Here is a 25,173-nt window from a genome sequence, read left to right as displayed (position 1 = left end):
GGACGACGCCGGTCGCTTCTGGCAGGACGACGAGCCAACCCGTGCCCAGGCAGCACTCGACCCCGGCCCGGGCTGGCCGCAGCCGTCGCCCGAGACCTCGTGGGACGACTGGATCGTGCAGCCGACGCCGCCCGCGGGCCCAGGTCCACTCCCGGTCACGCCCTCTGCAGGTGCACCGACAGCGGGGGCCTCGATGGCCCCACCCCCCGGCTCGCACGGCGGCCCGCCCTGGACCGCAATCGTCGCTGCCGTCGCTGCCGGTGTCCTGCTGCTCGGTGCGGGTGGTGCAGCGTTGTGGTTCTTCGGCCCCGACGGCGAGCCCGCGGCCGGGCCCCCTTCGACCTCGACGCCGGCGACGACCGTGACCGCCACACCCCCGCCCACGACGACCGTGACGAGTACCGCGACGCCGCCGCCCCCGACCACGGTGACGACGACCGCGGCACCGCCGAGTGCGGCCGAGCAGCTGAGCGACAAGCGCGACGAGTCGCTCGCCCGGCTCGACACCGACGGCGACTGGGCGGTGAGCCTCTCGGCCAAGCAGGACGGCACCCGTGACGACCGCCAGGTCACGAGCAGCGGGTCGCACGTCTTCCGACTCCCCGACATCCTCCAGCTGCACGAGGGGTACGAGTCGACCTACGCCTGGGCCGACGTCTACCTGCTCAAGGCCGAAGATCTTGGCAGCACCGTGGGAGCCGACGACGACAAGATCTGGATGACCATCGTCGACCCCGGATGGCTGACCACCCGCGAGGACGCCGAGGCATGGTGCGCGGTCGAGTTCTCGTGGCTGAGCGGAGACGACCTCGACAACGCCTGCTACCCCCGTCAGCTGCGGGCTCCCTGACGCGCTGACCCGATCCACAGGACGACGAGGGCGGGGCCCAGCACGAGCGCGGCAGCGGCCGGGATCGCCGTGCCCGAGTCGTTGAGCAGGAAGCCCACGGTGAGCGCGACGACGAGACCGATGAGCCCCACGCGCAGGGCCGGGTATGCCGCCAGGACGGGCTGGATCCGTTGCCCCGCAGCGCTGTCCGGCCGCGCCAGCACCCAGATGACGGCGACGAGGACGACCGGCACGAGCAGCGCGGTCCGCTCCGGCCCGAGGAGCAGGTCGACATTGGTCTCGAGCTTGCGCACGAGGATCCCCCACGCGTCGCCAGCGAGCAGGCTGCCGAAGAAGCGGCCCAGATGGGTGCGCGACTCCTCGGGCCGCAGCCAGTCCAGCCCGGCCATCGCGAGGAAGCCGACGACCGTCGCGACCCCGATCGCCAGGACCTTGCCCCAGCCGAGCCGGACCCCCGCCACGGCCAGCACGAGGTAGCCGACGGACGGGATGAGCGCGAGCGCGCCCCCGCCGTCGGCTCCGAGCCAGGCGTCGACGACGAAGGTCGCGCCCCCCACGACCGCGACGACCAGCGCAGCCGTCCGCCGGCGCCCCGCCGCGACGAAGGGGGAGGCCAGCGCCGCCATGAGGAAGAAGGCCGCCGCGACGAAGATCGCGAAGGGCACGTTGCCGAAGCCGTGGAAGCGGCCGCCGTCGAGGGGCAGCAGACCGAGGACGGACAGCATCGTCATGCGCCCGCCGAGGAGCAGGTCGACGGCGAGCAGACCCCACGTCACGCCGGCGACGGTCCCGACGGCGACGAGCGCCGCCCGCCGTGGCCCGCCCGACGCTCCCTCGTCACCTGGCCAGCGCCGCTGGACGAGCAGCACGACCACCAGCACCAGCGCCAGCAGGGCCAGGTCGATGACGGCCAGCCGCAGGACGAACCCGCCCATGGCAGAAGGCGTGTCGAACCACCGGGTGAGCGTCAGCAGGTAGGTCGAGGCGGGCACCGCCATCGCCGCCAGGGCGATGACGCCGACGGCGCGGCGGACGACGGGGCGGCGGGACCGCGGGCCCAGCGCCCCGCCGAGGCCCGCGACGACGAGCAGCCCGGCGAGCCCGAGGCCGAAGCCCCGGAAGAAGGGCGGGATGACCTCGTCGGCCGCGCGCAGCTGGGCGTCGTCGTCGACGAGCGAGGCGCGCCGGTCCTCGTAGGCGCCGTCGTCGGGGACCGGCACCAGCATCCGGCCGGTGACCCTGTCGGGGGGCGTCAGCCCGGCGAGCGCGAGCGTCGTGTGGGTGACGTCGGCGACCTGGGCCATCTCGTCGCGGGTCGTCGAGTCGGAGTGCAGCCAGCCCGGCTCGACGTCGGCGCCGTGCATCGCGAGCACCCGCAGCCCGGGCTTCCCGCCGTCGTCGGAGAGGCCGGCGAGGATGACGACCGTGTCGCCGTCGACCGACGCGACGACGTCGGCGACGGTGCGGTCGACCGCCGCGACCTGCTGGGCCCGGACGCCTCCCTTCGAGGCTCCCTTCGAGGCTCCTTCGTCGCTCCTCAGGACATCGCCTTCGTCGCTCCTCAGGACATCGCCTTCGTCGCTCCTCAGGGACCGGGGGGAGGGAACGGAGATCGGGGGCGCGCCGACGAGGGTGATCGGGCACGGCTCGTTGATCCCCGCCCTCCCGGACCAGCCGCCGCCGGCGTGGTCGACGACGGCCAGGACCGACCCCGGTCCGCTGCCGGAGACGCAAACGCCCGCCTCCTCGGCGGTCTCGCCGAGCGTCCCGATCTGCGCGTCGAAGCCCTGCTGGGAGATCCGCTGCGACAGGTCGGCCCAATACTGCGGGTCCATCTCGACGGTCGTGAGGTCGGACGAGCTGTCGACCTGCGGCAGGGCGCTGCACGTCGGCAGCGCCCGCGGATCGGCGCGCAGCTGGGCGCGCGTCACGTCGCGCGGCTCGGCCGCGCGGGTCCCGGCAGAAAGCCCCAGCCAGCCATCGCTGGGACACGACGTGAAGTACGTCGACCGCACGTTGAGGTTGGCCAGGGCCGCCCCCTTCGCGAAGCTCGTGATCGCCGGCGCGCCCTCCTCGGTCACGTCGCTCCACGACAGGCCGGGGGCGCCGATGACGACGACGTCACGGGGTCCCCCTTCGTCCTGCGGGGCGGCGGAGGCCGGCGGCGCGGCCAGACCGGCGAGGACGAGCAGGGCCAGCAGCAGGGCGGGCGCACCCCGGGGACGAAGGGGGTGACGTCCGCTGGCCATGGACCCACCGTAGTGATCCGGGCCGGGCGGGCAGGCGTCGGACACAATGGCGACATGCGCCGCCTGAGCCGACCCCACCTGATCCTCGGGGTCGTCCTCTTCGTGCTCGTCGCGGCCTGGCCGGTGGCGAAGTTCCTCGTCTTCTTCCCGCAGGACCAGTGGCAGGTCGACGTGCAGGTCTACCGCGAGGGCGGCCTGTCGGTGCTGCAGGGGCGCGACATCTACGCGCAGATGACCCAGCCGCCGCAGCTGCTGCCCTTCACCTACCCGCCGATCGCGGCCTTGCTGTCGGTCCCGCTGGCCTTCGTCCCCTTCGAGGTCGCGGCCTGGGGGTGGACCATCGCCCAGCTGGCTGCCGACGTCGCGATCGTCTGGTTCGCCTGGTACCGGCTGCGCGAGCGGGTCGGGGTGTGGGCTCCGGTGCTCGTCGGGGTCGTCGCCGCCGGCTTCCTGTGGACCCAGCCGGTCGGTGACGGGATCCGCTTCGCCCAGGTCAACGCCTTCCTCGTCCTCGCCTGCCTGCTCGACCTGCAGCGGCCCCGGCAGCGCTGGCTGATGACGGTGCCACCGGGCGTGCTCGTCGGTCTCGCCATGGCGATCAAGCTGACGCCGGGCGTCTTCGTCATCCACTACCTCGTGGGCAAGCGGTGGCGCGAGGCCGGATGGGCCATCGGGACGGCGACCTTCGTCTCGCTGGCGGCGTGGTTCCTCCTGCCGCAGGCCTCCTTCGCCTTCTGGGGCGGGGCGCTGTCGGACCCGACCCGGCTGGGCCCCAACGAGGGGTCGGCCAACCAGGCCTTCCGCGCGACGCTCCTGCGGCGTGGCCTCGACGGCCCCGAGCTGCTGCTCGCGTGGGCGCCGTGGCTGCTCGTCGTCGGGGTCGCCGTCTACTGGGTCGCCCGCCGGGCGCACCGCCAGGGCGACTGGGTCGCCGAGGTCGCGGCCGTCGGGCTCGCCGGCTTCCTGCTCTCGCCGGTCTCGTGGGTGCACCACCTGCACTGGATCATGGTCATCGTCCCGGCGATCCTCGGCCCAGGCGTCGTGCGCTGGCGCCAGCCGGACTGGCCGCGCGTCGCCGCGGCCGCCGTCGTCGTCGCGTGGTTCGTCTGCACCCTGCCCTTCTGGGGCGTGCTGTGGGTGCGCGCCGACCGGGACCCGCGCTGGGTCGGCGACCTGCTCCAGGAGGGCAATGTCATCGGCAGCGTCGTCGTCCTCGTGCTCCTCGCGTGGGCGGTGCGGCGCAGCGACCGTGAGATGACGGCCGCGGAGCCGGAGGCAGCGCCTAGGGTGACGCCATGACCGCCGTCGAGATCGCCCTGCTGTGCGGGCTCGTCGTCGCGCTGGCGCTCGCCGCCGGCGCGCTCGCTGCAACCCGGCGGCTCGCGGCACGGGTCGCCGAGCTCGAGCACCGCTCCCCCGTCGGCGAAGGCGACCTCGCCTCCCTTCGCCACGACATCGCGCAGGCGCTGCGTCACGTGGCCGTCGTGCGCTACGACGCCTTCGGCGACCTGGGCGGGCGGCTGTCCTTTTCCGCCGCGATCATCGACGACGCCGGCGACGGCCTCGTCGTGAGCAGCATCCACGGCCGCGGGGAGTCGCGGACCTACGCCAAGGGCGTCGTCGGTGGCGATGCCGACGCCACGCTCACCCCGGAGGAGCGCCAGGCGCTCGCCGCGGCCCGCACCGGGTCACCGGACGCCTGACCCCCCTTCGTCCGTCACCAGGAGGAGAGAGATGACCCGCTACGCCTACCTCGGCCCCGAGGGCACCTTCACGCAGGAGGCGCTGCTGTCGTGGGTGGCCGACGCGGAGCACGAGCAGGTGCCGCTCGGGTCGGTGGACGCGGCCCTCGACGCGCTGCGCTCGGGCGAGGTCGACGCGGCGGTCGTCCCGATCGAAAATTCCGTCGAAGGGGGTGTCTCGGCCACCCTCGACGCCCTCGCCTCGGGTGACCCGCTCGTCATCGTCGGCGAGGTCCTCGTGCCGATCACCTTCGTCGCGTGCGCCCGGCCGGGCACCACGCTGGCCGCGGCGCGCGCCATCGGCACCCACAGCCATGCGTGGGCTCAGGTGCGCGGGTGGGCGGGCAAGGCTGCGCCGCAGGCGATCTACGTCCCGACGCTGTCGACGGCGTCGGCGGCCAAGGACCTGGCCGAGCACCCGGGCGAGGTCGGCTACGACGTCGCGGTGTGCGCGCCGATCGCGGCCGAGCACTTCGGGCTCGAGGTCGTCGGGCACGACATCGGCGACATGACCAATGCGGTGACCCGTTTCGTCGTCGTCTCCCGGCCGGACTGGCTCCCGGCGTCCACCGGACGCGACAAGACGACGGTCGTGCTCTACCAGCGCAGCGACCGCGCGGGCGGGCTGCTCGAGCTGCTCGAGCAGTTCGCCGTCCGCGGGATCAACATGACCCGGCTCGAGTCGCGGCCGACGAAGGAGTCGATGGGCTCCTACTGCTTCTCCATCGACCTCGAGGGGCACGTGCAGGACGAGCGGGTGGGCGCGGCGCTGATGAGCCTGCACCGGGTGTGTGCCGACGTGCGCTTCCTCGGGTCCTACCCGGCCGCCGCCGGCACCCCGATCTCGGTCGACCCGATCACGAGCGACGCGGCCTTCGTCGCGGCACGGGAGTGGCTCGACCGGCTGCGGCACCTCGGGGGCTGACGGGCTGACTCGGGAGGTCACCCCGGCTGCGAGCACATCCGCCACCGACCGACCCGACCGCGAGCGCCTACTCCCGCGCCAGCAGCTCCTCGCACCAGTCGAGCAGCCGGGCCATGAGCGCGGCCGACTCGGGCAGCCGTGCGTCGGACAGGTACGAGTGCCACATCCCCTCGGCGAGCACGAGATCCGCGTCGCCACCGGCGGCCCGCCACGCGGTGTGGATCCGGGCGGTGTCCGAGAGGAAGAGGTCGCGCGTGCCGGTCGTGAAGATCGCCGGTGGCAGCTCCCCGCCCGACCAGTCGGCGTGCACCGGGGAGACGAGCGGGTCGCGCAGGTCGGCCCGCCCGGCATAGGCCCGCGCGAAGCGCTCCTGCTGCCCGCGCCAGCGCAGGTAGGCATCGCGCCCTTCGTTGACGCGATAGGAGTCGCCCTCCCCTGCCAAGTCTCCGAAGGGGGTCAACCCCACCACCCCGAGCGGCAGCGGCAGGTCCTCGCCGGTCGCACGCCGCTGCCGGATCCGTTGCAGCACACCGAGTGCCAGGTTGGCACCGGCGGAGACGCCACCGAGCAGCACGCGCGGCCCGCGCTCGCGCACCCCGGCCTCGTAGGCGGCCAGGCAGTGCTCGATGGCCACCGGGAAGCGCGCCTCGGGCGCGAGCGGGTACTCGACCGAGACGACCGGGCGCCCGAGCCCGGCCGCGAGCCGCAGCCCGGTCCCGTCACGCGCCGACCCCCAGCAGAAGCCGCCCCCGTGCACCCACAGCACCCACGCCCCCTCAGTTCGCATTGCCCTACGGCAATGCAAACTCGTCAGCACCAGGTCACCGCGGACATCGCGCGCGACCTCGACCCCCAGGGCAGCGCGATCCGCCTCAAATCCGGCAAGGCGGGCGTCAGCACCCTTCGTCCGCAGCCAGCGGGTGATCCGGGGCGTGAGCGGCCACCGGTGCACGCGGTTGTCCGCCTCGCCCGCCGCGGCCACGGCCACCGAGCTCACCGTCGGCGGGAACCACGGCTTCACAGGTGCTCGCGCCCGCTGATCCGGGTGTCGACCCAGTGGTTGACCTCGCCCCACCGCGCGTCGAGCCACTCGGCGACCGCGTCGCCGTCGGTCGGCACGTCCTCGCTGCGATAGGTGCGGCCCCGGATCAGCAGCCGGTTGCGGAAGGGCACGGCCCGGATCACCGCGGCCGGCCCCGAGATCATGTCGAGCCCGGTGTGCGAGATGACCATGACATCGGCGTCAGGCGCGTGCTGACGCATCGACGCCACGCCGCGGGAGCGGGCCTCGAGCACCCACGGCCTCGAGACCGCGGTGGCGAGCCGGTCGGCCTCGCCCGCCGCCTTGAGCCGGCGCAGCTGGTCCTCGTGCCGCTCGCGGGTCCAGTTGCGCCCCTCGGGGAAGATAAGCATCGCGTCCTTGGACGAGAGGCTCGAGGCGAGCGTCGCGACCCCCTTGGTCCGGTCGTCGCCGGCACCCGAGCGCGAGGGCACGAAGTAGGAGTCGAGCCGCTGCAGCACCATCGCGATGCCCGGGTCCCAGAGCATCGCGTCGGCGAGGACGATCCGCGGGATCCGCCCGGCCGTGCCCGCGAGCAGCCAGGCGATGGCGAGCGAGTCGGCGGGGCCGGCGTGCCGGGAGATGACGACGAGCGGGTGGCCGGGGCGTCCCACGGTCATCTCACCCTCGATCTCGATGTGGAAGCCGACGACCTTCTTGGCCGTGTAGAGCACGTTGTTGAGGGCGCGCTGGATCAGGGCAAGGTGGTCGGCGTCCCACGTCGGGCTCGTACCGCGCGGCGAGCGCAGCCGCAGGTACCAGCACTCGACGACGAGGCCGATGTCCTCCCACATGATGTAGACGGTGAGGAAGAGGCAGCGCAGCAGCGCGAGGTGCCGGTCCCACGGCCACAGCAGCAGCAGGAAGGGCACGAGCACGAGGAAGAGCAGCGACATGACGATGCCGAAGAGGGGGTAGACCGCCTGCAGGACGATCCGCAGCCACAGCGGCGGCGCCGGGAGCGAAGGGAGGGCACTGATCCTCATCGCGTGGTCCCGTCGAGGTAGGCGCTCGTCGCGTCGAAAGCCCGGGACATCCGGTCCTCGACCTTGGCCATGGTGCCCCGGCCGAGCGGCACCGAGGTGGTCGGCGCCTTGTCGGTGCCGCTCGGCAGCACGTGCAGGCGCACCGAGTCGGGCACCTCGGCGATCTCCTCGACGAAGCGGTGCCGCCGCGCGATCTCGAAGGCCACCAGACCGACGTCGAGCGGGTTGGTCGGCGCGGAGAGCAGCTGCTCGACCCGGCCGACCTGCAGCACGTGGATCTCGGTGGCGCCCAGGGCGATCGCCCGCCCCACCGGGATCGAGTGGACGAGCCCGCCGTCGTAGTAGTGCGCCCCGTCGATCTCGACCGGCGCGAAGAGACCCGGCACCGCACAGCTCGCCGCGACCGCCGACGCGATCGGCCCGGCGGTGAACCACCGGGACGCCGAGCTCTCGATCTCGGCGGCGACGCACTGGAAGGGCACCGACAGGTCCTCGATGAGGTCGACCCCGAGGTGGCGCTCGACGAGCCCGGGGATCAGCCCGCGTCGCATGACGTGGGTGCCGTGGCGCGCGAAGCGCGCGGCCTGACGGACCGGGCTCTCGCTCATCTCGCCCGAGCGGACGACGTCGCGCCACAGCTCCTCGAGCCGGGCCACGCCGTCGGCGGTGGGGTCGGCGGCGACGAAGGCGCCGTTGACCGAGCCGATGCTCGTGCCGACGACCAGGTCGGGGGTGATGCCCGCGGCGAGGAGCGCGCGCAGCATGCCGACCTGGGTCGCTCCGAGGACACCGCCTCCGCCGAGGACGAAGGCGGTCGTGGACATGGGCGTCAGATTACTGGGCGGGGGTGTCGGCCCGCGGGTCGGAGCCGTCCTGGGGGATGACGTCGACGCCGACCTTGAGGCTGGAGCCACCCCCTTCGCCGAAGATCACGCCCTTGAGCGGCGAGACGTCGCGGAAGTCGCGGCCCCACCCCGTGACGATGTAGCGCGAGTCGGCGAAGTGGTTGTTGGTCGGATCGAGGTCGACCCAGTCGCCGTCGGGCGTCATCGCCGCGACCCACGCGTGCGAGGCGTCGGAGCCCTGGAGCTTGACCTTGCCCGGCGCCGGTCGGGTCTCGATGTAGCCCGAGACGTAGCGCCCGGGGATGCCGACGGCGCGCAGGCACCCGACGGCGAGGTGGGCGAAGTCCTGGCAAACGCCTTCGCGCTGGGCGAGCAGCTCGGGCAGCGTCGTCTTGACGCTCGTCGTGCCCTTGGCATAGCGGAAGTCCCGGTAGATGTCGGCGTAGAGCGCCACGAGAGCCTCGCCGAAGGGCCGGTCCGGCGGCAGGATGCCGGCCGAGTAGGCGACCACCTCGGGCGCGATCTCGACGAGCGCGGACGGCAGGAGGTACTGGGCGGCTTCGGCGCGGTCGATGCCCTCACCCGCCGCGAGCAGCTCGGCGGCCTCGGCGACGGTCCACTGGCCCAGCCGCTCCATGTCGGGGGCCGGCCACTCGATCTCCATCAGGCTGACCTTGTTGACGTCGAGGACCGTGTGCGGCGTGCGCACCTCGAAGAAGCTCGAGTGGTTGCCGAAGTGGTCGACGTGCTCGGTGAGGATGTGCGGCTCCGGCGAGATCTCCACCCGGTGCTCGAGGACGCGCTGCTGCCCGGTCTCCCTGGGGCGCAGCAGCGCCCGACCGAAGGAGTCGGTGACGTACTCCTCGTAGGTGTAGGTCGTGCGGTGGCGCACCTCGTACTGACGAAGGGTGTGGTGCTCCGGCTTGATCACGGGGACCGTGGGGTCGCCGGTGGCGACCGGCTCGGGAGCCGGCGGCCGCTCGGGGACGGAGGACTCCCCCTTCGGCTTGACGACGTCAGGCGTGGACTCGTCGGCGGGGGGCTGCTCGTCGGCAGGCTGCTCTTCGGTGCTCACCACGACTCCTCCCCACCGTTCCACTGGACCCACTGGACGTTGCGGCCCGGGGTCTTGCGCTGGAAGTAGGCCCGGTCGATGGACCGGTGCGTCTCGCGCAGGTCGGTGCCGAGCCGGGTCAGGGTGCGCACGAGGGGCGTGCGGTTGTCGGCGAAGAGCGCATCGAGGTCGAGCCCGGCGATCTGGTCGACGATGGCCCGCGCCTGCGGCAGCGCGGCCTCGTCGTCGATGAGCTCGAGACCCTCGACGAGCCGGTCGACCTGGAAGGCGACCGAACGCGGGTTGGTCCGGTCCCGCAGGAGCAGGTCGAGGGCGGCCTGCAGCGCCGACATCCCGCCGAGGCCCGCGGTGAGCCGACGGCGATAGGTGATGACCGACTCGGCGGCGAGGAGGGCTGCCTCGGTCGTCGTGCCCTCGACGACGGGGGTGCGCTCGACGGCGATGACCGAGGCGAGCAACCGGATCGTCTGCTGGGCGCGCTCGACGCGCTTGCCGGCATCGGCGAAGGCCCAGGCCGGGTCGCGGATGAGGGACTCGACGCCGATGCCCGCGAGCGCGAGCAGACCCTCGATCGTCTCCATGAGCAGCTCCTGCAGGTCGTCCTGGGGGAGGGCGTGCTGCAGGGTCCGCTCGAGGCGCGACATGACCAGCCAGGTGTCGAGCGACAGGCTCTCGCGCACGGCCTGGGCGGCGATGACGGCGCGGTGGGTGGCATAGGCGACCGACCCGACGATCCGCGGGTCGAGCGTCAGCTCGCGCAGGTGCGGCAGCGGGTCCGCCCGGCGCTCCTGCGCCTCCTCGCCGATGAACCCCGGGCGCACGGCCATGACCTCGGTGACCGCCCCGAGGATCGCGAGCATCGCGGCGTGGCCGGTCGTGCCGGGGCGGGCGGCGTGGTCGTCGACGAGGTTGTCGGCGACTCGCAGCAGGCGGGCGGCCGCTTCGGCGCGCTCGGCGTAGCGGCCCATCCAGTAGAGGTCGGCGGCGACACGGGGGGCCGGTGCGGCATAGCCGGCCGCGCTCGTGCCCTCGAGCAGGCTCGAGACGGGGAGGACCTCGCCCTCGGTGCGCGGGGTCTCGCTGTCGACGCGGACCCACACGTCCTTGCTCATCGCGCCGGTGAGGCTCGAGATCTCGCCGGAGTCGGCCCGCACCGACACGCGGCCGAGGCCGCCGGGCATGACGGCGTAGTCCTCCTCGTCGGCGACGGCGAAGGTGCGCAGCACGACATGGCGCGGCTCGAGGCCGCCGGCGGTGACGACCGGGGCGGTCGACATCGTCAGGGGGTCCTGCGCGGTCCAGCGCCAGGGCTCCGCCTGGATGCGCATCGCGAGGTCGTCGCGCTCCTGGGCGCTCAGCTGCCAGCCGAAGATCGAGTTGGTCGCGCCGCTGCGGGAGGCCGGCTTGACGACGAGGCTGCCCAGCTGGGTGACGATGTGGCTCAGGTGGGTCGGGTCGCCGGCCCACCAGGTCTGGGTGGAGGCGAGGAGCAGGTCCTCGCCGAGGACCTGGCGGCAGATCTGCGGCAGATAGGGGATGAGCGCCGGGTTCTCGAGGACGCCCGAGGAGATCGGGTTGACGACCGAGACATTGCCCAGCCGGGCGGCCTCGACGAGGCCGGGCAGGCCGAGACGCGAGTCGCCGCGCAGGTCGAGCTGGTCGATGGCATCGCCCTCGACGCGCCGCATGATGACGTCCACCGGGGTCAGCCCGGAGGTCGTGCGCATCCAGATCCGCCCGTCGCGGCTGACGAGGTCCTCGGACTCGACGACGGGCACACCGAGCACGGTGGACTGCAGCGCCTCGTCGAAGGCCGCGGCGCTCAGGGCGCCGGGGGTGAGGATGACGACGCGCGGGACGTCGTCGGTCTGCGGGGCGGCGGCGACGAGCGCCTTCTGCACCTGGAAGAAGAAGCCGCGCAGTCGCGCGAGGTCGACCTGGCGGTGCAGGTCGGGCAGGACGCGCGCGATGATCCGACGGTTGGCCATCGCGTAGCCGGCGCCGCTCGGGGCCTGGGTGCGGTCCGCGAAGACCCGCCAGGTGCCGTTACGATCCCGGGCGAGGTCCATCGCGGGCATGACGAGCTGGCGGGGGCCGGGCACCTGGATCCCGTCGGCCTGCGGCAGCCAGCCGTCGTGGCCGTAGACCGCGGCCCCCGGGACCACGCCGTCACGCACGAGCCGCTGCTCGCCGGTGAGGTCGGTGAGCACGGCGTCGAGGAGCGCGGCCCGCTGGCGCACGCCCTGCTCGAGGGTGCTCCACTCGCCGGCGCCGAACGTCAGCGGCAGCGGGTCGAGCTCCCACTCGCGCGGCTCGGTCGGGATCTGCCGGCCCTCGGCGGCCGCGTCCTCGTCGGGGGTGATGCTCGCGCCGTAGGTGATGCCGTCGTCGGCGACGAAGCGGCGGGCCGCAGCTCGGGCCGCGAGCAGCGCCGTCAGCCCGGCCCCGCCGACCTGGTCGGCGAGCGGCTCGGAGGCCTCACGAACCCCCTCGAGCGTCACGAGCTCATCGACGCCGTCGCTGCTCGTGACGACATCGCGGTAGTCGTCGATCAGGCCTGAGGAGGTCTCTGCGCTGGCCGCTGCGGACATGTGGCGACACTAACGCGCCGCACGACCCACCTTCACGTTGGTCGAGGTGTGAGGCCGGCCGCGGCCGAGCCTCGAGACCTGGCGACGTCGCGCGCACACGCCACCGGGTCTCGAGGCTCCTTCGTCGCACCTCGACCAACGGTGAAGGGGGGTCAGCCCCGGCCGTGCCCCCGCCCCACGGTCGTGTCGACCCACACCAGCCGGTGGTCGCTCGTCGGGAAGGGGTAGCTGCCGGTGAGCCGGTACAGCGGGCTGTCGCTCGTGGGCCAGAAGACCCGCGCGTCCCGGATCGGCAGGTCGCTGCTCGGCAGGACGTAGTCGGCGCGGATGTTGCCCGGCGGCTCGGCGAAGTCGGCGGTGTCCTGCGCCGGGTCGCCGACGTGCTCGTCGTTGATCCCGCCCTGCTGCTCGCTCGCCTCGACGGCGCCGCGGCTCGTCGGCGTCTTCGAGGTGTTGACCCGCGGGTGGTCGAGCAGCTGGTGGATCGCGTTGTCGGTGCTGTCGCCGTCGTCGGGGTCGGCGTTCTGGTCGCCGGCGATGACGAAGCTGGCACCCCGCGGGAGGCCACCTCGCCTCCCTTCGTCGTCGCGGATCCAGCGCGCGTCCTTGCCGCCGGAGACGTAGTCGGCCCACAGACGGATCTCGTCGGCATTGCGCCGGCCGTTGCGGTCCTCGGGCCCGTCGAAGGTGGGCGGCGTCGGGTGGCTGGCGAGGAGGTGGACGGTCCGGGTGCCGATGCGGATCGGCAGATCCCAGTGGCTCTTGCTGCTCAGCCGCAGGTCGGCCTGCTCGGCGGGCGAGTAGTAGTCGGTGGGCATGCGGTTGCCGGGCATCGACTGCCACGTCAGCTGCTGGAAGGTGCGCACCTTGCGCGTGTCGATCGGGTACTTGCTGTAGACGACCATGCCGTACTGCCCGGGGAAGAGCCCGAAGCCGTAGGCGTCGTCGCCACCACCGACGGTCCCGTCGTTGTTGAGGTCGTGCCCGCTCGGCACGCCCGTGTTGCTCGGCGCGATGTAGTGGTATGGGTAGTCCACGGGGTCGGCGCCGCGCTGGCCGACCGCCAGGTAGTTGTCGCGGAAGAGGCGAGCGGCCTTGCGGGAGTAGTCGAACTCGTTGACCAGCACGACGTCGGGGTTGGCCCGCTGGATCGTCTCGGCGACATTGCGCGCCTGCTCGTTGGCCCCGGTCGACAGGTCCTGCTCGAGCTGGCCCTCGGTGGCCCGGTTGAGCGAGGCGTTGAAGGTCGCGAAGCGCACCTCCTCGGGTCCGGGGCGGGCGGCGGCCGGCGCGGCCAAGGTCAGGGCGAGGGCGGCGGCCCCCGCGAGCGCGGCGGTCCGGCAGATGCGTGGCGTCATGCGCCCGACGCTAGGCCCGAAGGGAGAACACCGCCTGTCGTGCACACGAACACCTCCCTCCCCCCACGTTGGTCGAGACCCACTCCCACGCTGGTCGAGGTGGCCGAGCGCCAGCGAGGCCCTCGAGACCCCGTGACACCACGCTGGTCTGGGTCCCACGCTCCGCTTGGGGGTGCGAAGCCGCCCACACGTTGGTCGAGGTGCGAGGCCGCCCGCGGCCGAGCCTCGAGACCCCGTGACACCACCGCGTACGCCACCACGCCTCGAGGCTCCTTCGTCACACCTCGACCTACGCCAATCGCAAAAATCTCTTTGCAAAGAACGCTTTGCGGTCTACGCTGCCTCCCATGGACCCCGTCACCCCCGACGTCACCCAGCTGCGCGCGCTGACCCACCCGGTGCGCATGCGCATCCTCGGCCTGCTCCGCACGCTCGGTCCGGCGACGGCCAGCCAGGTCGCCCGCCGCCTCGAGCTCAACTCGGGCGCGACGAGCTACCACCTGCGCCAGCTGGCGGAGCACGGTTTCGTCGAGGAGGCGAGCGACCTCGGCAACAACCGCGACCGCTGGTGGCGGGCGAGCACGATGGCGACCTCCGTCCGCGACGACGCGGTGACGACGGACGAAGGGAGGGACGCCACCGACGCCTTCCACCAGCTGGCGGTCACCCAGCTCGCGAGCCGCATGCAAGGCGCCGCCGTCCGTCGAGGGGGCGAGAGTGAGGAGTGGCGCGCCGTCACCTCGATCAGCGACCTCCAGGTCCCCGTGACCGCCGAGCAGGCGGCGCAGATCCTCTCGCGCTTCGAGGACCTCATGTGGGAGGTCCTCGCGGAGCACCCACCCACGCCCGGCGAGCTCGCCGACGACCAGCGCCGCTACGCCGTCGTCATCTCGAGCTTCCCCGCCGACGACGAGGCGCCCTGGGACACCACCAACGCTGGTCTGGGTCCCACGCGCCGCGTGGGCGGTGCGACGAAGGAGTCTCGAGACCCGTGACCGAGCCCCTCTCCCCCCTCGCCGCCCGTCGGGTCTTCCTCACCCTGACGACGACCCGCTGGCTGCCGATCGGCTTCGTCGTCGGGCTGCTCGTCCTGTGGCAGCTCGAGCGCGGCCTGACCCTGCCGCAGGCCCTCACGGCCTCGGCCGTCATGGGCGTCGCGGTCGTCGCGCTGGAGCTGCCGACCTCCGGCTTCGCCGACGCGCTCGGTCGCCGGTCGGTCCTCATCGCCGCCGCGCTGGCCAATGTCGCCGCGATGGTTGCGCTCCTGGTCGCCCACTCCTTCACCGCCTTCGTCGTCGCGTCGGTGCTCACCGGCGTCTTCCGCGCCCTCGACTCCGGCCCGCTCGAGGCCTGGTACGTCGACACGGTGCACGCCACCCGCCCGGGTGCCGACGTCGACCAGGACCTCTCGCGATCCACCTCGATCCTCGGGCTGGCGATCGCGGGCGGGGCGCTGCTGTCGGGCGGTCTCGTCGCGTGGCACCCGATCGGGTCGCACTCGGCGCTGTGGCTGCCGGTTGTCATCTGCCTCGTGCTCTCGGTGCTCCACCTCGTCGCAGTCGTCGTCCTGCTCCGCGAGCCGGTGACGCACCTCGACTCGACCGGCTGGGCCCGGGCGGCCACCTCGGCCCGGGAGACGCCGGGCGTCATCGCCTCGGGTCTGCGGCTGGTGCGCGGCAACCCCGTGCTCCGCGGCCTGGTGCTGCTCGAGGTCTTCTGGAGCACCGCGATGATCTCGATGGAGTCGCTGACCCCGGTGCGCATGGCTGAGCTCCTCGGCGGCGAGGAGCGGGCGGGCGTCGTCATGGGCCCGCTGGCCGCAGGGGCCTGGGTCGTCTTCGCCGTCGGCGCCTGGCTGTGCGGTCGCGCCTCTGCCCGCTGGGGCGTGGCGCGCGCCGCGATCCTCGGCCGGGTCGTCCACAGCGTGCTGACGATCGGGATGGCTCTGGCCGTCGGGCCTGTCGGCCTCGTCGTCGCGCACCTGCTCGCCTACACCGGCCACGGCATGCAGGGCCCTGCCTACAGCGCGCTGCTGCACCGCGAGGCGACCTCGACCAACCGTGCGACCGTGCTCTCGCTGGCGTCGATGTGCGCCTTCGGCTCGACCGCCATCACCCTGCCGCTCGCGGGCCTGCTCGCCGACGCGACCTCGACCCCCATGGCCATGGCGGCTGCGGGAGTCTTCGGTCTCGGCGGCGTCTGGTGCCTGCTGCCGGCCCTGCGCGCCGAACGTCGCCGCCCTTCGCTCGCTGAGGCCGCTCCTGCCGGCCGAGCCGAGGTGCCCACGACCGAATAGGCGGACCCGGATACCTCGACCCGCCAGCAGCGGCGCCGGGGCCTCACAGGGTCCGCGAGATCAGCTCCTTCATGATCTCGTTGGTCCCGCCGTAGATCTTCTGCACGCGCGCGCCGGCGTAGAGCCGCGCGATGGGGTACTCGAGCATGTAGCCGTAGCCACCGAAGAGCTGCAGGCAGCGGTCGATGACGTCGCACTGGACGTCGGTCGTCCAGTACTTCGCCCGCGAGGCGGTCGCGGCGTCGAGCTTGCCGTCGACGTGCAGGGCGACGCAGTGGTCGAGGAAGGTCCGCGCCGCCATGACGTCGGTGGAGACCTCGGCGAGGGTGAAGCGGGTGTTCTGGAAGGCGCTGATCGGCTTGCCGAAGGCGGTGCGCTCCTTGGTGTACGCCACCGCGAGGTCCACGGCGAGCTCGGCGGAGGCCACCGCGCCGACGGCGATCGCCAGCCGCTCCTGCGGCAGCTGCATCATCAGCTGGTAGAAGCCCTGCCCCTCCTCCTCACCGAGCAGGTTGGCCACGGGCACCCGCATGTCGGTGAAGGCCAGCTCACGGGTGTCCTGACCGTGCTGGCCGACCTTCTGCAGCACCCGACCACGCTCGAAGCCCTCGAGGCCGTCGACCTCGGCCACGATGAGCGAGATCCCTTGTGCCCCTTCGCCGCCGGTGCGCGCGACGACCACGACGAGACCGGCGTGCGAGGAGTTGGTGATGAAGGTCTTCGACCCGTTGATGACGTAGTGGTCGCCCTCACGCTTGGCGGTCGTCTTGATGTTCTGCAGGTCCGACCCGGTGCCCGGCTCGGTCATCGCGATGGCACCGACGAGCTCGCCGGAGGCCATGCGCGGCAGCCACTTCTGCTTCTGCTCCTCGGACCCGTAGGCGAGCAGGTAGTGGGCGACGATCGACGAGTGCACGGAGTAGCCGAAGGCGTCGTCGCCGGCCCTCCCCTGCTCCCACATCACGGCCGCCTCGTGGGCGAAGCTGCCGCCACCGCCGCCGTACTCCTCGGGGACCGAGATGCAGAGCAGGCCCGCGGCGCCGGCGGCCAGCCAGGTCTCCTTGTCCACCTGGTGCTGCTCGGCGAAGCGCTCCGCGTGCGGCGTCACCTCCCGCTCGAAGAAGGTGCGGGCGAGGGTGAGCACGTCGGCCACCTCGTCCTGCATCCACGGGGAGACATAGGGCTGGGGCATGAGGATCTCGGGCATCGTTGCCTCTCTCTCACGCTGGCTGAGGTGCAAGGAGCTCTGCGACGAGCCTCGAAGCCCGGCACGGTCTCGAGGCTCGGCCGCGGGCGGCCTTTGCACCTCGACCAACGTTGGTCGGGGTGGGATCAGGTGGAGCGAAGGGGGGCGAGCGGCACGTCGTGCTCCGCAGCCCAGGTGGCCCACTCGTCGGCCGTACGGGTGGCGAAGACCTCCGCCAGCCGCTCGCGCGAGAGCTCCTCGGGCGCGATCCCGAGGACCTCGAGCAGGCAGGCGGTGAAGTGCGGCTCGAGCGCGGCGAGCGCGATCGGTCGGTCAGCGGTGTCGTAGACGGCGTAGACCGGCAGGCCGCCGCCGAGCAGGGCACCGGGTGCGGTGAGCCCGTGCAGGAGCGGCCCGGCGATCGTCTGCGACACGTCCGACAGGGCCACCTCGCGGCGTACCCCTTCACCCGTGCGGGCCCGGGACACGAGCGCGGCCGCAGCCTCCGCCGCCGCCCGCTCCGACCCGGCGAGGTCGACGACGAGGGTGGTGGGCATCCTCCCTTCGCCGAGCAGTCCGGTCACGGCCTGGTAGGTGAGGTCGTGACCGGGGGTCTCCGCCTCGTCGCCCGGGTGGCCGACGATGTCGACCTGGCAGACCTGCGGGTGCCGCGCGTGCACGGACTCCCAGTCGAGCCCGAGCCGCCGGAGGGCCGACGGCCGCGAGCTGGTGACGAAGACGTCTGCGGCAGAGAGGAGCTCGTCGACCTCGGCCCGGCCGGCGTCGGACTTCAGGTCGACCCGGCGCACCTCCTGACCGACGTGCAGCTCGTCGTAGTAGTCCTTGGCGAACTGCTCCATCGGGTCACCGCCCGGGGGCAGGACCGTCACGACGCTCGCCCCCTGCCCTGCCAGCCGCGCGACGGCGGCCGGACCGGGCAGGTTGATGGCGATCGAGACGACGCGGACGCCGGTCAGGGGGCCGCTCACGTCAGGCCTTGTCGACGAGGGTGCCGGCGGCGACCCGCCCGCGCAGCCACTCCGACGGGCGGAAGCGCTCGCCATAGGTGTCGGCGAGCTCGTCCGCGCGGGCGACGAAGCCGGCCAGGCCGCCCTCGTAGTTCGTCATGAAGGTCGCCGGCCCACCGGTGTGCGGCGGGAAGCCGATGCCGAAGATGCCACCGATGTTGGCCGACTCGGCGTCGGTGAGCACGCCGTCCTCGAAGCAGCCCGCGGTCTCCAGCGCCATGATGAAGAGGTAGCGGTCCTGCAGGTCACGAAGGGGGACCTGCGTCCCCTTCGCGAAGCGCTCGCGCAGCCCGGGCCACAGGACCTTGGGCCCGTCGGCCGGGTAGTCGTACATGCCGGCGCCGGCGGCGCGGCCCTTGCGACCCTCCGCGACCATCGTGTCGATGAGCTCCTCGCCCGGGCCCTTGGGCAGGGTCTTGCCCTCCGCGGCCGCGGCCTTGTCGGCCTCCGCGCGGATGTGCTGGGTGAGGGTCAGCGAGACCTCGTCGAGCATCGCCAGCGGCGGCGCGGGGAAGCCCGCCGTCGTCGCGGCCCGCTCGACGACCATCGGGTCGATGCCCTCGGCAACCGCCACGGCGCCCTCGAGGATCAGCGTGCCGAAGACCCGGCTGGTGTAGAAGCCGCGCCCGTCACCGACGACGACCGGGATCTTGCGGATCTGCTGGACGATGTCGATCGCGCGGGCGGTCGCCTCGTCGGAGGTCTGCTCGCCGCGGATGATCTCGACGAGCTGCATCTTGTCCACCGGGGAGAAGAAGTGCAGGCCGATGAAGTCGGCCGGGCGGCCGGAGAACTCCTGCAGCGAGGTGATCGGCAGGGTCGAGGTGTTGGAGCACAGCAGGGTGTCCGGCCCGACGACCGCTTCGACCTCGGCGAAGACCTGCTTCTTGAGGTCGTAGTCCTCGAAGACCGCCTCGATGACCGCGTCGACACCGGCGAGGTCGTTGACGTCCGCGGTCGGCGTGATGCGGGCGAGCACGGCGTCGGCCTTGGCCTGGTCCATCTTGCCGCGCTCGACACGCTTGGCGAGCAGCTTCTCGGAGTAGCTCTTGCCCTTCTGCGCGCCCTCGATCGAGACGTCCTTGAGGACGACCTCGATGCCCGACATGGCGGCGGAGTAGGCGATGCCGGCGCCCATCATCCCGGCACCGAGGACCCCGACCTTGCCGACCTGGCGGCGCTCGACGCCCTCGGGGCGCAGCTTGCCGCTGTTGATCGCCTGCAGGTCGAAGAAGAAGGCCTGGATCATCGCGGTCGACTCGCGGCCCGCCGCGAGCTCGGTGATGTAGCGCGACTCGATCCGGCTCGCGGTGTCGAAGTCGACCTGCGAGCCCTCGACGGCCGCGGCGAGGATCGCGCGCGGCGACTTCGTCGGGGCGCCCTTGAGCGTCTTGCGCAGGTTGGCGGGGAAGGCCGGCAGGTTGGCGGCGAACTTCGGGACCGACGGGGTGCCACCGGGGATCTTGTGGCCCTTGACGTCCCACGGCTTGGTGGCCACGCCCTCGTCGCCGGCGTGCTCGCGGATCCAGGCCTTCGCGGCCGGCACGAGCTCCTCGCGGGTGGCGACGAGCTGGTCGATCACTCCCTTCGCGTGGGCCGTAGCCGGGGCGTACTGCTGGCCCTGCAGCAGCCAGCCCATGAGCGCCTCCTGGATGCCGAGCATCCGCACGAGGCGGGTGACGCCACCGCCACCCGGCAGCAGGCCGAGGGTGACCTCGGGCAGGCCGAGCTTGATCTTGGGGTCGTCGACGGCGATGCGGTGGTGGGTCGCGAGCGCGAGCTCGAGGCCCCCGCCGAGCGCGGCGCCGTTGATGGCGGCGACGACGGGCTTGCCCAGCTGCTCTAGGCGCCGCAGCTGCGACTTGATGCCCTCGATGCCGGCGAAGAACTCACCGGCGGTCTCCTCGGTCACCGACTGCAGGTCGGTGAGGTTGCCGCCGGCGAAGAAGGTCTTCTTGGCGGAGGTCAGCACGACACCGGTGATGTCTTCGCGCTCGGCCTCGAGGCGGTCGACGGTCTCACCCATCGCCGCGACGTAGGTGTCGTTCATCGTGTTGGCGCCCGCACCGGGGTCGTCCATCGTCAGCGTGACGATGCCCTCGTCGTCGCGCTCGTAGCGGATCATGTTCTCGCTCATGGCTTCTCGTGCTTCCTGTCCGTGACGAAGGGGGGTCAGACGCGCTCGACGATCGTGGCGACACCCATGCCGCCGCCGATGCAGAGGGTGGCGATGCCGCGCTCGAGGTCGCGGCGCTCCAGCTCGTCGACGAGGGTGCCGAGGATCATCGCGCCGGTGGCGCCGAGCGGGTGGCCCATGGCGATCGCGCCGCCGTTGACGTTGGTCTGCTCCTCGCTCCAGCCCATGTCGCGCATGAGCTTGAGGGCGACCGCGGCGAAGGCCTCGTTGATCTCGACGAGGTCGATGTCGCTGGCCTTCATGCCGACCCGGTCGAGGGCCTTGCGGCACGACGGGGCGGGGCCGGTGAGCATGATCGTCGGCTCGGAGCCGATGACCGCGGTGGAGACGATGCGGGCGCGGGGGGTCAGGCCCATCTCCTGGCCGACGCGCTCGTTGCCGACGAGCAGCAGCGCGGCGCCGTCGACGATGCCCGAGCTGTTGCCGGCGTGGTGGACGTGGTTGATCGCGTCGACGTGCGGGTACTTCTCGGTGGCGACGAAGTCGAAGCCGCCCTGCTCACCCATCGCGGCGAAGGAGGGACGCAGGCCGCCGAGCGACTCAGCGGTCGTCCCGGGGCGGATCGTCTCGTCGCGGTCGAGGATCGTGATGCCGCTGGCGTCCTTGACCGGGATGACGCTCTTGTCGAAGTAGCCGCCCTCCCAGGCGGCCGCCGCGCGGGCGTGGGACTGGGCGGCGAAGCGGTCGACCTCGGCGCGGTCGTAGCCCTCGATCGTCGCGATGAGGTCGGCGCTGATGCCCTGCGGCACGAAGTCGGTCTCGAGCGCCGTGCGCGGGTCCATCGCCCACGCGCCGCCGTCGCTGCCCATCGGCACGCGCGACATCGACTCGACACCACCGGCGATGAGCAGGTCCTCGAAGCCGGAGCGCACCCGCGCCGCGACCTGGTTGACCGCCTCGAGGCCGGAGCCGCAGAAGCGGTTGAGCTGCACGCCCGCCACCGGCTCGGGGTAGCCGGCCTTGAGGGCGGCGATGCGCGGCAGCACCGCGCCCTGGTCGCCGACCGGCGAGACGATGCCCATGACGAGGTCGTCGACCTGCGCGGCGTCGAGGCCGGGGTTGCGCTCCCGGATCGCCTCAAGGAGGCCGACGGTCAGGTCGATGGGCTTGACCTCGTGGAGGGAGCCGGAGGACTTGCCCTTCCCTCGGGGCGTGCGGACGGCGTCGTAGATGATCGCCTGGGGCTGCTCGGGCATGGGCCGGCTCCTTCGCGGGTCACTGCTGGGGTTCGCCTCGCACCCTACGCAGCCGTTGAACACATGTGCAATGGTGGGTCGACTTGTTCACCGTCACACCGAAGGGAGGTCCCCGTGGGTTCACGAGAAGGCGCCGCCGGCGACACCAGCACGCGGATCCGGGACGCGGCACTGGCGCTCTTCGCCGAGCAGGGAGTCGCCGCGACGAGCCTGCGCGAGGTCGCCCGCTCCGCCGGGGTCGCCCCCGGTCTCGTCGGCCACTACTTCGGGAGCAAGGACGGGCTGCAGGAGGCCGTCGAGGACGCGGTCGTCGGGCTCTTCCACGACGCCCTCGGCTCGGTGCCGCTCGACGGACCCGTCGACGAGGTCGTCGCGGGGCGCGATGCCGCGGTCAACGGGATGTTCCGCGCCAACCCGCACGCCGTGGACTACCTGCGGCGGGTCGTCGTCACACCCGGTGCGGGTGACGGTCGTCTGGTGCGCAAGCTCCTCGACGAGCAGATCGTGCAGACCCAGACCCTGCGCGACCACGGCATCGGAGCCAGCCGCACCCCCGTCACCGAGCAGGCGGTCCGGGTGCTCGTCCGCCAGCTCGGCACCTGGCTGCTCCAGCCGGCCCTCGGCCGCCTCTGGGCCCTCTCCGGCGCCGAGAGCCCACCCCCCGAGGTCCGCGTCACCCTCCGCTGACAGTCACCCACCCCGTTGGTCGAGGTGGCCGAGCGCCAGCGAGGCCCTCGAGACCGCGCAACGCACCAGGTCTCGAGGCTCGGGCGCGGGGCGCCCTCACACCTCGACCAGCGATGCGCGTCAGGCGTTCGGGTCGGCGTTCTCCGGGCACTGGCACCACTGGTCAGCGGGCACCTGGGCCCGGACCTGGGCCACGTGCTCACCGCAGCCACTCCACGTCGTCTTGCCGCACTGCTGGCACCGGACCGGCATGCACACGGGCGGTCACTCCCCTTCGTCGTCATGGAGCCGGCGACGTGCCGGCCCCTCTCACAGTAGGGTCCGAGCATGGCCGATCGCACCACCTACCTCCTCGTCGACGGGGAAAACATCGACGCCACGCTCGGGGTCTCCGTCCTCGGGCGGCGGCCCGAGCCGCAGGAGCGCCCGCGGTGGAACACGCTGCTGGAGTACACCGAGGCGGTGTGGGACCAGCCGGTCAAGGGGCTCTTCTTCCTCGCGGTCGCCGGTGAGCTGCCGGCCTCCTTCGTCCAGGCGCTGCTCGCCATGGGCTACCGGCCGGTGCCGTTGCGCGGCGAGGGCAAGGTCGTCGACATCGCCATCCAGCGCACCGCCGAGGCGCTGCTCGAGCGCGACGCCGACGTCATGCTCGTCAGCCACGACAACGACTTCACGCCGCAGATGGAGGCGCTCGCCGAGGACGAGGACCGGCGCATCGGCATCGTCGGCTTCAGCGAGTTCATGGCGGGCGGGCTCAAGCAGATCGACGGCATGGAGTTCTTCGACCTCGAGTACGACGTGTCGGCCTTCAAGAGCCGCCTGCCGCGCGTTCGGGTCATCGAGATCGACGAGTTCGACCCGCTCGAGTTCATCTGACGAAGGGGGCGGTCTCCCTTCGTCGGGTGCTGCGCCTGCCTCAGCGGTCGCGCAGGGCGAAGAGAATCGCGCCGGCGACGAGGAGCGGCGCCGACAGACCCACGAGCACGGCCCCCACGAGCTCCGGCCCTCGGGCGAACTCCTCGAAGCCATCGGTGTCCCCGCCACCTGCGAGGACGAAGAGCGCGACCGCGCCAGGCCTGCTCGTCAGGCGCGGGGACGCCGCAGGAGCAGGACGATGCCGATGACGAGTGCCACGAGGGCGATCACGCAGGCCGCGATCCCGAGGACCAGCGACCACACGACCCACGGGTCCTCGCTCGCCTGGTCGACCATGATGGCGCCGAGGCCGCCGTAGCCGACGACGCCGAGTCCGCAACATCCCAGCAGGACGCCGAGACTGATGAGCACGGCCGCCAGTGCAGACCGGGTCCCCGAGGACGCGGGTCGAGGGGCGGGCGCCGGTGCACTCATGGTGCGACCCTAGTGAGCACGGGGTCGTCGGTGGCCCTTGCGCACGAGGCGAAGGGAGCCGGTCCGATGACGATCGAGCTCGCCCTCCCCTTCGTCGGGGCCTGGCAGGTGCGCAACTCGCCCGCCGACCGGGTGCCGAGCCACGGCACGACCCGCTTCGCGTCGGCCCAGGCGATCGACTTCGTCCCCGTGGGCGGGGACGAACGCACCGCGCCCCTCACGTGGCGGAGCCTGCTGCGACCGGAGCCGCCGCAGCGCTTCCCGGGGTTCGGCCGGGACATCGTCTCGCCCGTGGCCGGCGAGGTCGTCGCGGCGCACGACGGCGAGGTCGACCACGAGGCATATCGCGGGCTGCCGTCACTCGGCTACGCCCTGACCCAGGGTCGGCGGGCGGCCGCCGGCTGGCCCGCCCTCGCCGGCAACCACGTGACGATCCGCTGCGCAGTGGGTGTGGTCGTCCTGTGCCACCTCCAGCGCGGCAGCCTGACGGTGACGGTCGGCGAGCAGGTGGGCACCGGTCAGCCGGTGGCGCGCTGCGGCAACTCGGGCAACAGCACCGAGCCCCACGTCCACGTCCAGGCCATCGACCGGCTGCCCGTCGAGGCGGCGCAGGCGGTGCCGATGACCTTCGACGGTCGGCTCCCGCACAACGGCGAGATCGTGCAGGGCTGACCTGCCCCGAGCACGACGAAGGGCGTCGCACCAGCTGGTGCAACGCCCTTCGACATCTGTGCGCGAGGGGGGATTTGAACCCCCACGCCCTTTCGGACACTGGCACCTGAAGCCAGCGCGTCTGCCGTTCCGCCACTCGCGCAAAGAGTGTGCCCAGCGCCTTCCGGCGCACGAGCCGTCTCATTGTGCCCCATGACCGGGCAGATCCCAAAGCGAGGGTCAGTCGCTCTCGCTTACGGCGATGTGCTGCTGGGCGAGGCGACGCAGCGGGGCGAGGACCCGGTCGACGAGGACGGTGCCGAGTACCACCTGCCGCACCGCGCCGGCGGCGTCCGGCGGGACGGAGTCGACGTCGACGCGGGCGATGCGCAGCACGGCGTCGGCGTACTGCGTCATCCGTGCCTCGTCGAGACCGAGGCCGGCGGCGTCGCACGCGGCCCACGCCGTGTCGAGATCGTCGATGACGGGGTCGTGGGGGTGCACCTGCCAGCCCGCCTCCGTCAGCCAGGCACGGGCCCGCGAAGGGGGGTTCCCCCCTTCGTCGGGGTCGTCACCCTCGGGACCGGCCACGAAGTCCTCGCCGAGGAGGGCCCGCTGGGCGGCGCCCAGCACGTCGACCCGGGAGGTGCCGGGGTCGGCGATGACCTCGAGGACCTGCCGGGTCGTGGCCAGGGACAGCCCGCCGACACTCGTCAGCGCGCGGATCAGACGCACCCGCTCGACGTGCGCGTCCCCGTAGGCCGCGCTGGTGCGCGACAGCGCCTCGCCCGGCGGCAGCAGGCCCTCGCGCAGGTAGTACTTGAGCGTGGCGACCGGGACGTCGGTCGCCGCGGACAGCTCGGAGATCTTCATCAGGCTCACCTCTTGCGCCGGATAGTAG

The 25,173-nt window shown here is 72.6% G+C and carries 22 protein-coding genes and 1 tRNA gene; 9 read left to right on the top strand and 14 right to left on the bottom strand.

Annotated elements, in window-relative coordinates; all coding sequences use genetic code 11:
- Positions 1-193 precede the first annotated feature (193 nt).
- Positions 194-850 (top strand): hypothetical protein, encoded by a 657-nt coding sequence (locus NYE39_RS11430; protein WP_192911227.1) that lies wholly within the window; start codon positions 194-196, stop codon positions 848-850.
- On the opposite strand, the gene NYE39_RS11425 is transcribed toward NYE39_RS11430, so the two are convergent.
- On the bottom strand, positions 832-3,099 hold the full coding sequence (locus NYE39_RS11425) for a hypothetical protein (protein WP_226282834.1): 2,268 nt from the start codon (positions 3,097-3,099) through the stop codon (positions 832-834). The genes NYE39_RS11430 and NYE39_RS11425 overlap by 19 nt on opposite strands.
- 54 nt (positions 3,100-3,153) lie before the next feature.
- Here NYE39_RS11425 and NYE39_RS11420 point away from each other — a divergent pair, with 54 nt between their 5' ends.
- From NYE39_RS11420 to pheA, 3 genes are read left to right on the top strand one after another with little or no spacing between them, the layout of a single operon-like run.
- Entirely contained in the window at positions 3,154-4,398 is a 1,245-nt protein-coding gene (locus tag NYE39_RS11420) for a glycosyltransferase 87 family protein (protein WP_226282832.1), read from the top strand.
- A complete protein-coding gene (locus NYE39_RS11415) occupies positions 4,395-4,802 on the top strand; it encodes a DUF4446 family protein (RefSeq protein WP_072623351.1) in 408 nt (135 codons plus the stop codon). Before NYE39_RS11420 ends, NYE39_RS11415 begins: the two co-directional genes overlap by 4 nt.
- Positions 4,803-4,833: 31 nt before the next feature.
- Positions 4,834-5,766, top strand: a complete 933-nt coding sequence (gene pheA / locus NYE39_RS11410) for a prephenate dehydratase (protein ID WP_192911225.1) — start codon at positions 4,834-4,836, stop codon at positions 5,764-5,766.
- A 67-nt stretch (positions 5,767-5,833) separates the two neighbouring features.
- Here the strand turns inward: pheA and NYE39_RS11405 are convergent, their stop codons facing one another.
- From NYE39_RS11405 to NYE39_RS11380, 6 genes are all read right to left on the bottom strand, one after another.
- Positions 5,834-6,787 carry an alpha/beta hydrolase gene (locus NYE39_RS11405; protein ID WP_192911224.1) on the bottom strand — a complete coding sequence of 318 codons (954 nt, stop codon included), beginning with the start codon at positions 6,785-6,787 and terminating at the stop codon, positions 5,834-5,836.
- Positions 6,784-7,812 (bottom strand): 1-acyl-sn-glycerol-3-phosphate acyltransferase, encoded by a 1,029-nt coding sequence (locus NYE39_RS11400; protein WP_341012733.1) that lies wholly within the window; start codon positions 7,810-7,812, stop codon positions 6,784-6,786. Before NYE39_RS11400 ends, NYE39_RS11405 begins: the two co-directional genes overlap by 4 nt.
- Positions 7,809-8,636: a patatin-like phospholipase family protein gene (locus NYE39_RS11395; protein WP_072623347.1), complete on the bottom strand. Its 828-nt coding sequence runs from the start codon at positions 8,634-8,636 to the stop codon at positions 7,809-7,811. The genes NYE39_RS11400 and NYE39_RS11395 overlap by 4 nt, the downstream gene beginning before the upstream one ends.
- A gap of 10 nt (positions 8,637-8,646) precedes the next feature.
- On the bottom strand, positions 8,647-9,732 hold the full coding sequence (locus NYE39_RS11390; protein WP_164513540.1) for a transglutaminase family protein: 1,086 nt from the start codon (positions 9,730-9,732) through the stop codon (positions 8,647-8,649).
- Positions 9,729-12,323, bottom strand: a complete 2,595-nt coding sequence (locus tag NYE39_RS11385; protein WP_072623346.1) for a circularly permuted type 2 ATP-grasp protein — start codon at positions 12,321-12,323, stop codon at positions 9,729-9,731. Before NYE39_RS11385 ends, NYE39_RS11390 begins: the two co-directional genes overlap by 4 nt.
- 152 nt (positions 12,324-12,475) lie before the next feature.
- On the bottom strand, positions 12,476-13,681 hold the full coding sequence (locus NYE39_RS11380) for an endonuclease/exonuclease/phosphatase family protein (protein WP_341012732.1): 1,206 nt from the start codon (positions 13,679-13,681) through the stop codon (positions 12,476-12,478).
- Between the two features lie 347 nt (positions 13,682-14,028).
- Between NYE39_RS11380 and NYE39_RS11375 the strand changes: the two genes are divergently transcribed.
- Together NYE39_RS11375 and NYE39_RS11370 are read left to right on the top strand one after the other, a co-directional pair.
- On the top strand, positions 14,029-14,676 hold the full coding sequence (locus NYE39_RS11375; RefSeq protein ID WP_341012731.1) for a helix-turn-helix domain-containing protein: 648 nt from the start codon (positions 14,029-14,031) through the stop codon (positions 14,674-14,676).
- Positions 14,673-15,977 carry an MFS transporter gene (locus NYE39_RS11370; RefSeq protein ID WP_341012730.1) on the top strand — a complete coding sequence of 435 codons (1,305 nt, stop codon included), beginning with the start codon at positions 14,673-14,675 and terminating at the stop codon, positions 15,975-15,977. The genes NYE39_RS11375 and NYE39_RS11370 overlap by 4 nt, the downstream gene beginning before the upstream one ends.
- A gap of 43 nt (positions 15,978-16,020) precedes the next feature.
- On the opposite strand, the gene NYE39_RS11365 is transcribed toward NYE39_RS11370, so the two are convergent.
- The 4 genes from NYE39_RS11365 to NYE39_RS11350 all read right to left on the bottom strand — a co-directional run bounded on the left by NYE39_RS11365 (position 16,021) and on the right by NYE39_RS11350 (position 21,584).
- Positions 16,021-17,184 (bottom strand): acyl-CoA dehydrogenase family protein, encoded by a 1,164-nt coding sequence (locus NYE39_RS11365; protein WP_341012729.1) that lies wholly within the window; start codon positions 17,182-17,184, stop codon positions 16,021-16,023.
- A 125-nt stretch (positions 17,185-17,309) separates the two neighbouring features.
- Positions 17,310-18,152 carry a CaiB/BaiF CoA-transferase family protein gene (locus NYE39_RS11360; protein ID WP_341012728.1) on the bottom strand — a complete coding sequence of 281 codons (843 nt, stop codon included), beginning with the start codon at positions 18,150-18,152 and terminating at the stop codon, positions 17,310-17,312.
- A 1-nt stretch (position 18,153) separates the two neighbouring features.
- Positions 18,154-20,328 (bottom strand): 3-hydroxyacyl-CoA dehydrogenase NAD-binding domain-containing protein, encoded by a 2,175-nt coding sequence (locus NYE39_RS11355; protein WP_341012727.1) that lies wholly within the window; start codon positions 20,326-20,328, stop codon positions 18,154-18,156.
- A 35-nt stretch (positions 20,329-20,363) separates the two neighbouring features.
- Positions 20,364-21,584, bottom strand: a complete 1,221-nt coding sequence (locus NYE39_RS11350; RefSeq protein ID WP_072623340.1) for an acetyl-CoA C-acetyltransferase — start codon at positions 21,582-21,584, stop codon at positions 20,364-20,366.
- Positions 21,585-21,698: 114 nt separating this feature from the next.
- On the opposite strand from NYE39_RS11350, the gene NYE39_RS11345 reads away from it, so the two are divergent.
- Both NYE39_RS11345 and NYE39_RS11340 read left to right on the top strand, forming a co-directional pair.
- Positions 21,699-22,271 carry a TetR/AcrR family transcriptional regulator gene (locus NYE39_RS11345; protein ID WP_341012726.1) on the top strand — a complete coding sequence of 191 codons (573 nt, stop codon included), beginning with the start codon at positions 21,699-21,701 and terminating at the stop codon, positions 22,269-22,271.
- Positions 22,272-22,598: 327 nt separating this feature from the next.
- Positions 22,599-23,147, top strand: coding sequence for an NYN domain-containing protein (locus NYE39_RS11340; protein WP_341012725.1), 549 nt, complete (start codon positions 22,599-22,601; stop codon positions 23,145-23,147).
- A 207-nt stretch (positions 23,148-23,354) separates the two neighbouring features.
- Here NYE39_RS11340 and NYE39_RS11335 read toward each other — a convergent pair whose 3' ends face one another.
- Complete coding sequence (locus tag NYE39_RS11335) at positions 23,355-23,558, bottom strand: hypothetical protein (protein ID WP_125932744.1); 204 nt, start codon at positions 23,556-23,558, stop codon at positions 23,355-23,357.
- A gap of 129 nt (positions 23,559-23,687) precedes the next feature.
- Here NYE39_RS11335 and NYE39_RS11330 point away from each other — a divergent pair, with 129 nt between their 5' ends.
- A complete protein-coding gene (locus NYE39_RS11330) occupies positions 23,688-24,293 on the top strand; it encodes a M23 family metallopeptidase (RefSeq protein WP_341012724.1) in 606 nt (201 codons plus the stop codon).
- A 59-nt stretch (positions 24,294-24,352) separates the two neighbouring features.
- Here NYE39_RS11330 and NYE39_RS11325 read toward each other — a convergent pair.
- A tRNA-Leu gene (locus NYE39_RS11325) sits at positions 24,353-24,435 on the bottom strand.
- Between the two features lie 77 nt (positions 24,436-24,512).
- Positions 24,513-25,145 (bottom strand): MerR family transcriptional regulator, encoded by a 633-nt coding sequence (locus NYE39_RS11320; protein WP_341012723.1) that lies wholly within the window; start codon positions 25,143-25,145, stop codon positions 24,513-24,515.
- Between the last annotated feature and the right edge of the window lie 28 nt (positions 25,146-25,173).

It is taken from the genome of Janibacter sp. FSL W8-0316, from assembly GCF_038004165.1.
GTDB lineage: Bacteria > Actinomycetota > Actinomycetes > Actinomycetales > Dermatophilaceae > Janibacter > Janibacter indicus.
The sequence above is the reverse complement of the archived record's forward strand: the minus strand, read 5'-3'. Positions and strand labels throughout refer to the sequence as shown.

Coding starts and splice junctions, on each gene's coding strand:
- NYE39_RS11340 (WP_341012725.1), top strand. CDS start 22,599: ATGGCCGATCGCACCACCTACCTCCTCGTCGACGGGGAAAACATCGAC.
- pheA (WP_192911225.1), top strand. CDS start 4,834: ATGACCCGCTACGCCTACCTCGGCCCCGAGGGCACCTTCACGCAGGAG.
- NYE39_RS11380 (WP_341012732.1), bottom strand. CDS start 13,681: ATGACGCCACGCATCTGCCGGACCGCCGCGCTCGCGGGGGCCGCCGCC.
- NYE39_RS11320 (WP_341012723.1), bottom strand. CDS start 25,145: ATGAAGATCTCCGAGCTGTCCGCGGCGACCGACGTCCCGGTCGCCACG.
- NYE39_RS11365 (WP_341012729.1), bottom strand. CDS start 17,184: ATGCCCGAGATCCTCATGCCCCAGCCCTATGTCTCCCCGTGGATGCAG.
- NYE39_RS11400 (WP_341012733.1), bottom strand. CDS start 7,812: ATGAGGATCAGTGCCCTCCCTTCGCTCCCGGCGCCGCCGCTGTGGCTG.
- NYE39_RS11395 (WP_072623347.1), bottom strand. CDS start 8,636: ATGTCCACGACCGCCTTCGTCCTCGGCGGAGGCGGTGTCCTCGGAGCG.
- NYE39_RS11375 (WP_341012731.1), top strand. CDS start 14,029: ATGGACCCCGTCACCCCCGACGTCACCCAGCTGCGCGCGCTGACCCAC.
- NYE39_RS11355 (WP_341012727.1), bottom strand. CDS start 20,328: ATGAGCGAGAACATGATCCGCTACGAGCGCGACGACGAGGGCATCGTC.
- NYE39_RS11420 (WP_226282832.1), top strand. CDS start 3,154: ATGCGCCGCCTGAGCCGACCCCACCTGATCCTCGGGGTCGTCCTCTTC.
- NYE39_RS11425 (WP_226282834.1), bottom strand. CDS start 3,099: ATGGCCAGCGGACGTCACCCCCTTCGTCCCCGGGGTGCGCCCGCCCTG.
- NYE39_RS11330 (WP_341012724.1), top strand. CDS start 23,688: ATGACGATCGAGCTCGCCCTCCCCTTCGTCGGGGCCTGGCAGGTGCGC.
- NYE39_RS11350 (WP_072623340.1), bottom strand. CDS start 21,584: ATGCCCGAGCAGCCCCAGGCGATCATCTACGACGCCGTCCGCACGCCC.
- NYE39_RS11385 (WP_072623346.1), bottom strand. CDS start 12,323: ATGTCCGCAGCGGCCAGCGCAGAGACCTCCTCAGGCCTGATCGACGAC.
- NYE39_RS11415 (WP_072623351.1), top strand. CDS start 4,395: ATGACCGCCGTCGAGATCGCCCTGCTGTGCGGGCTCGTCGTCGCGCTG.
- NYE39_RS11430 (WP_192911227.1), top strand. CDS start 194: ATGGCCCCACCCCCCGGCTCGCACGGCGGCCCGCCCTGGACCGCAATC.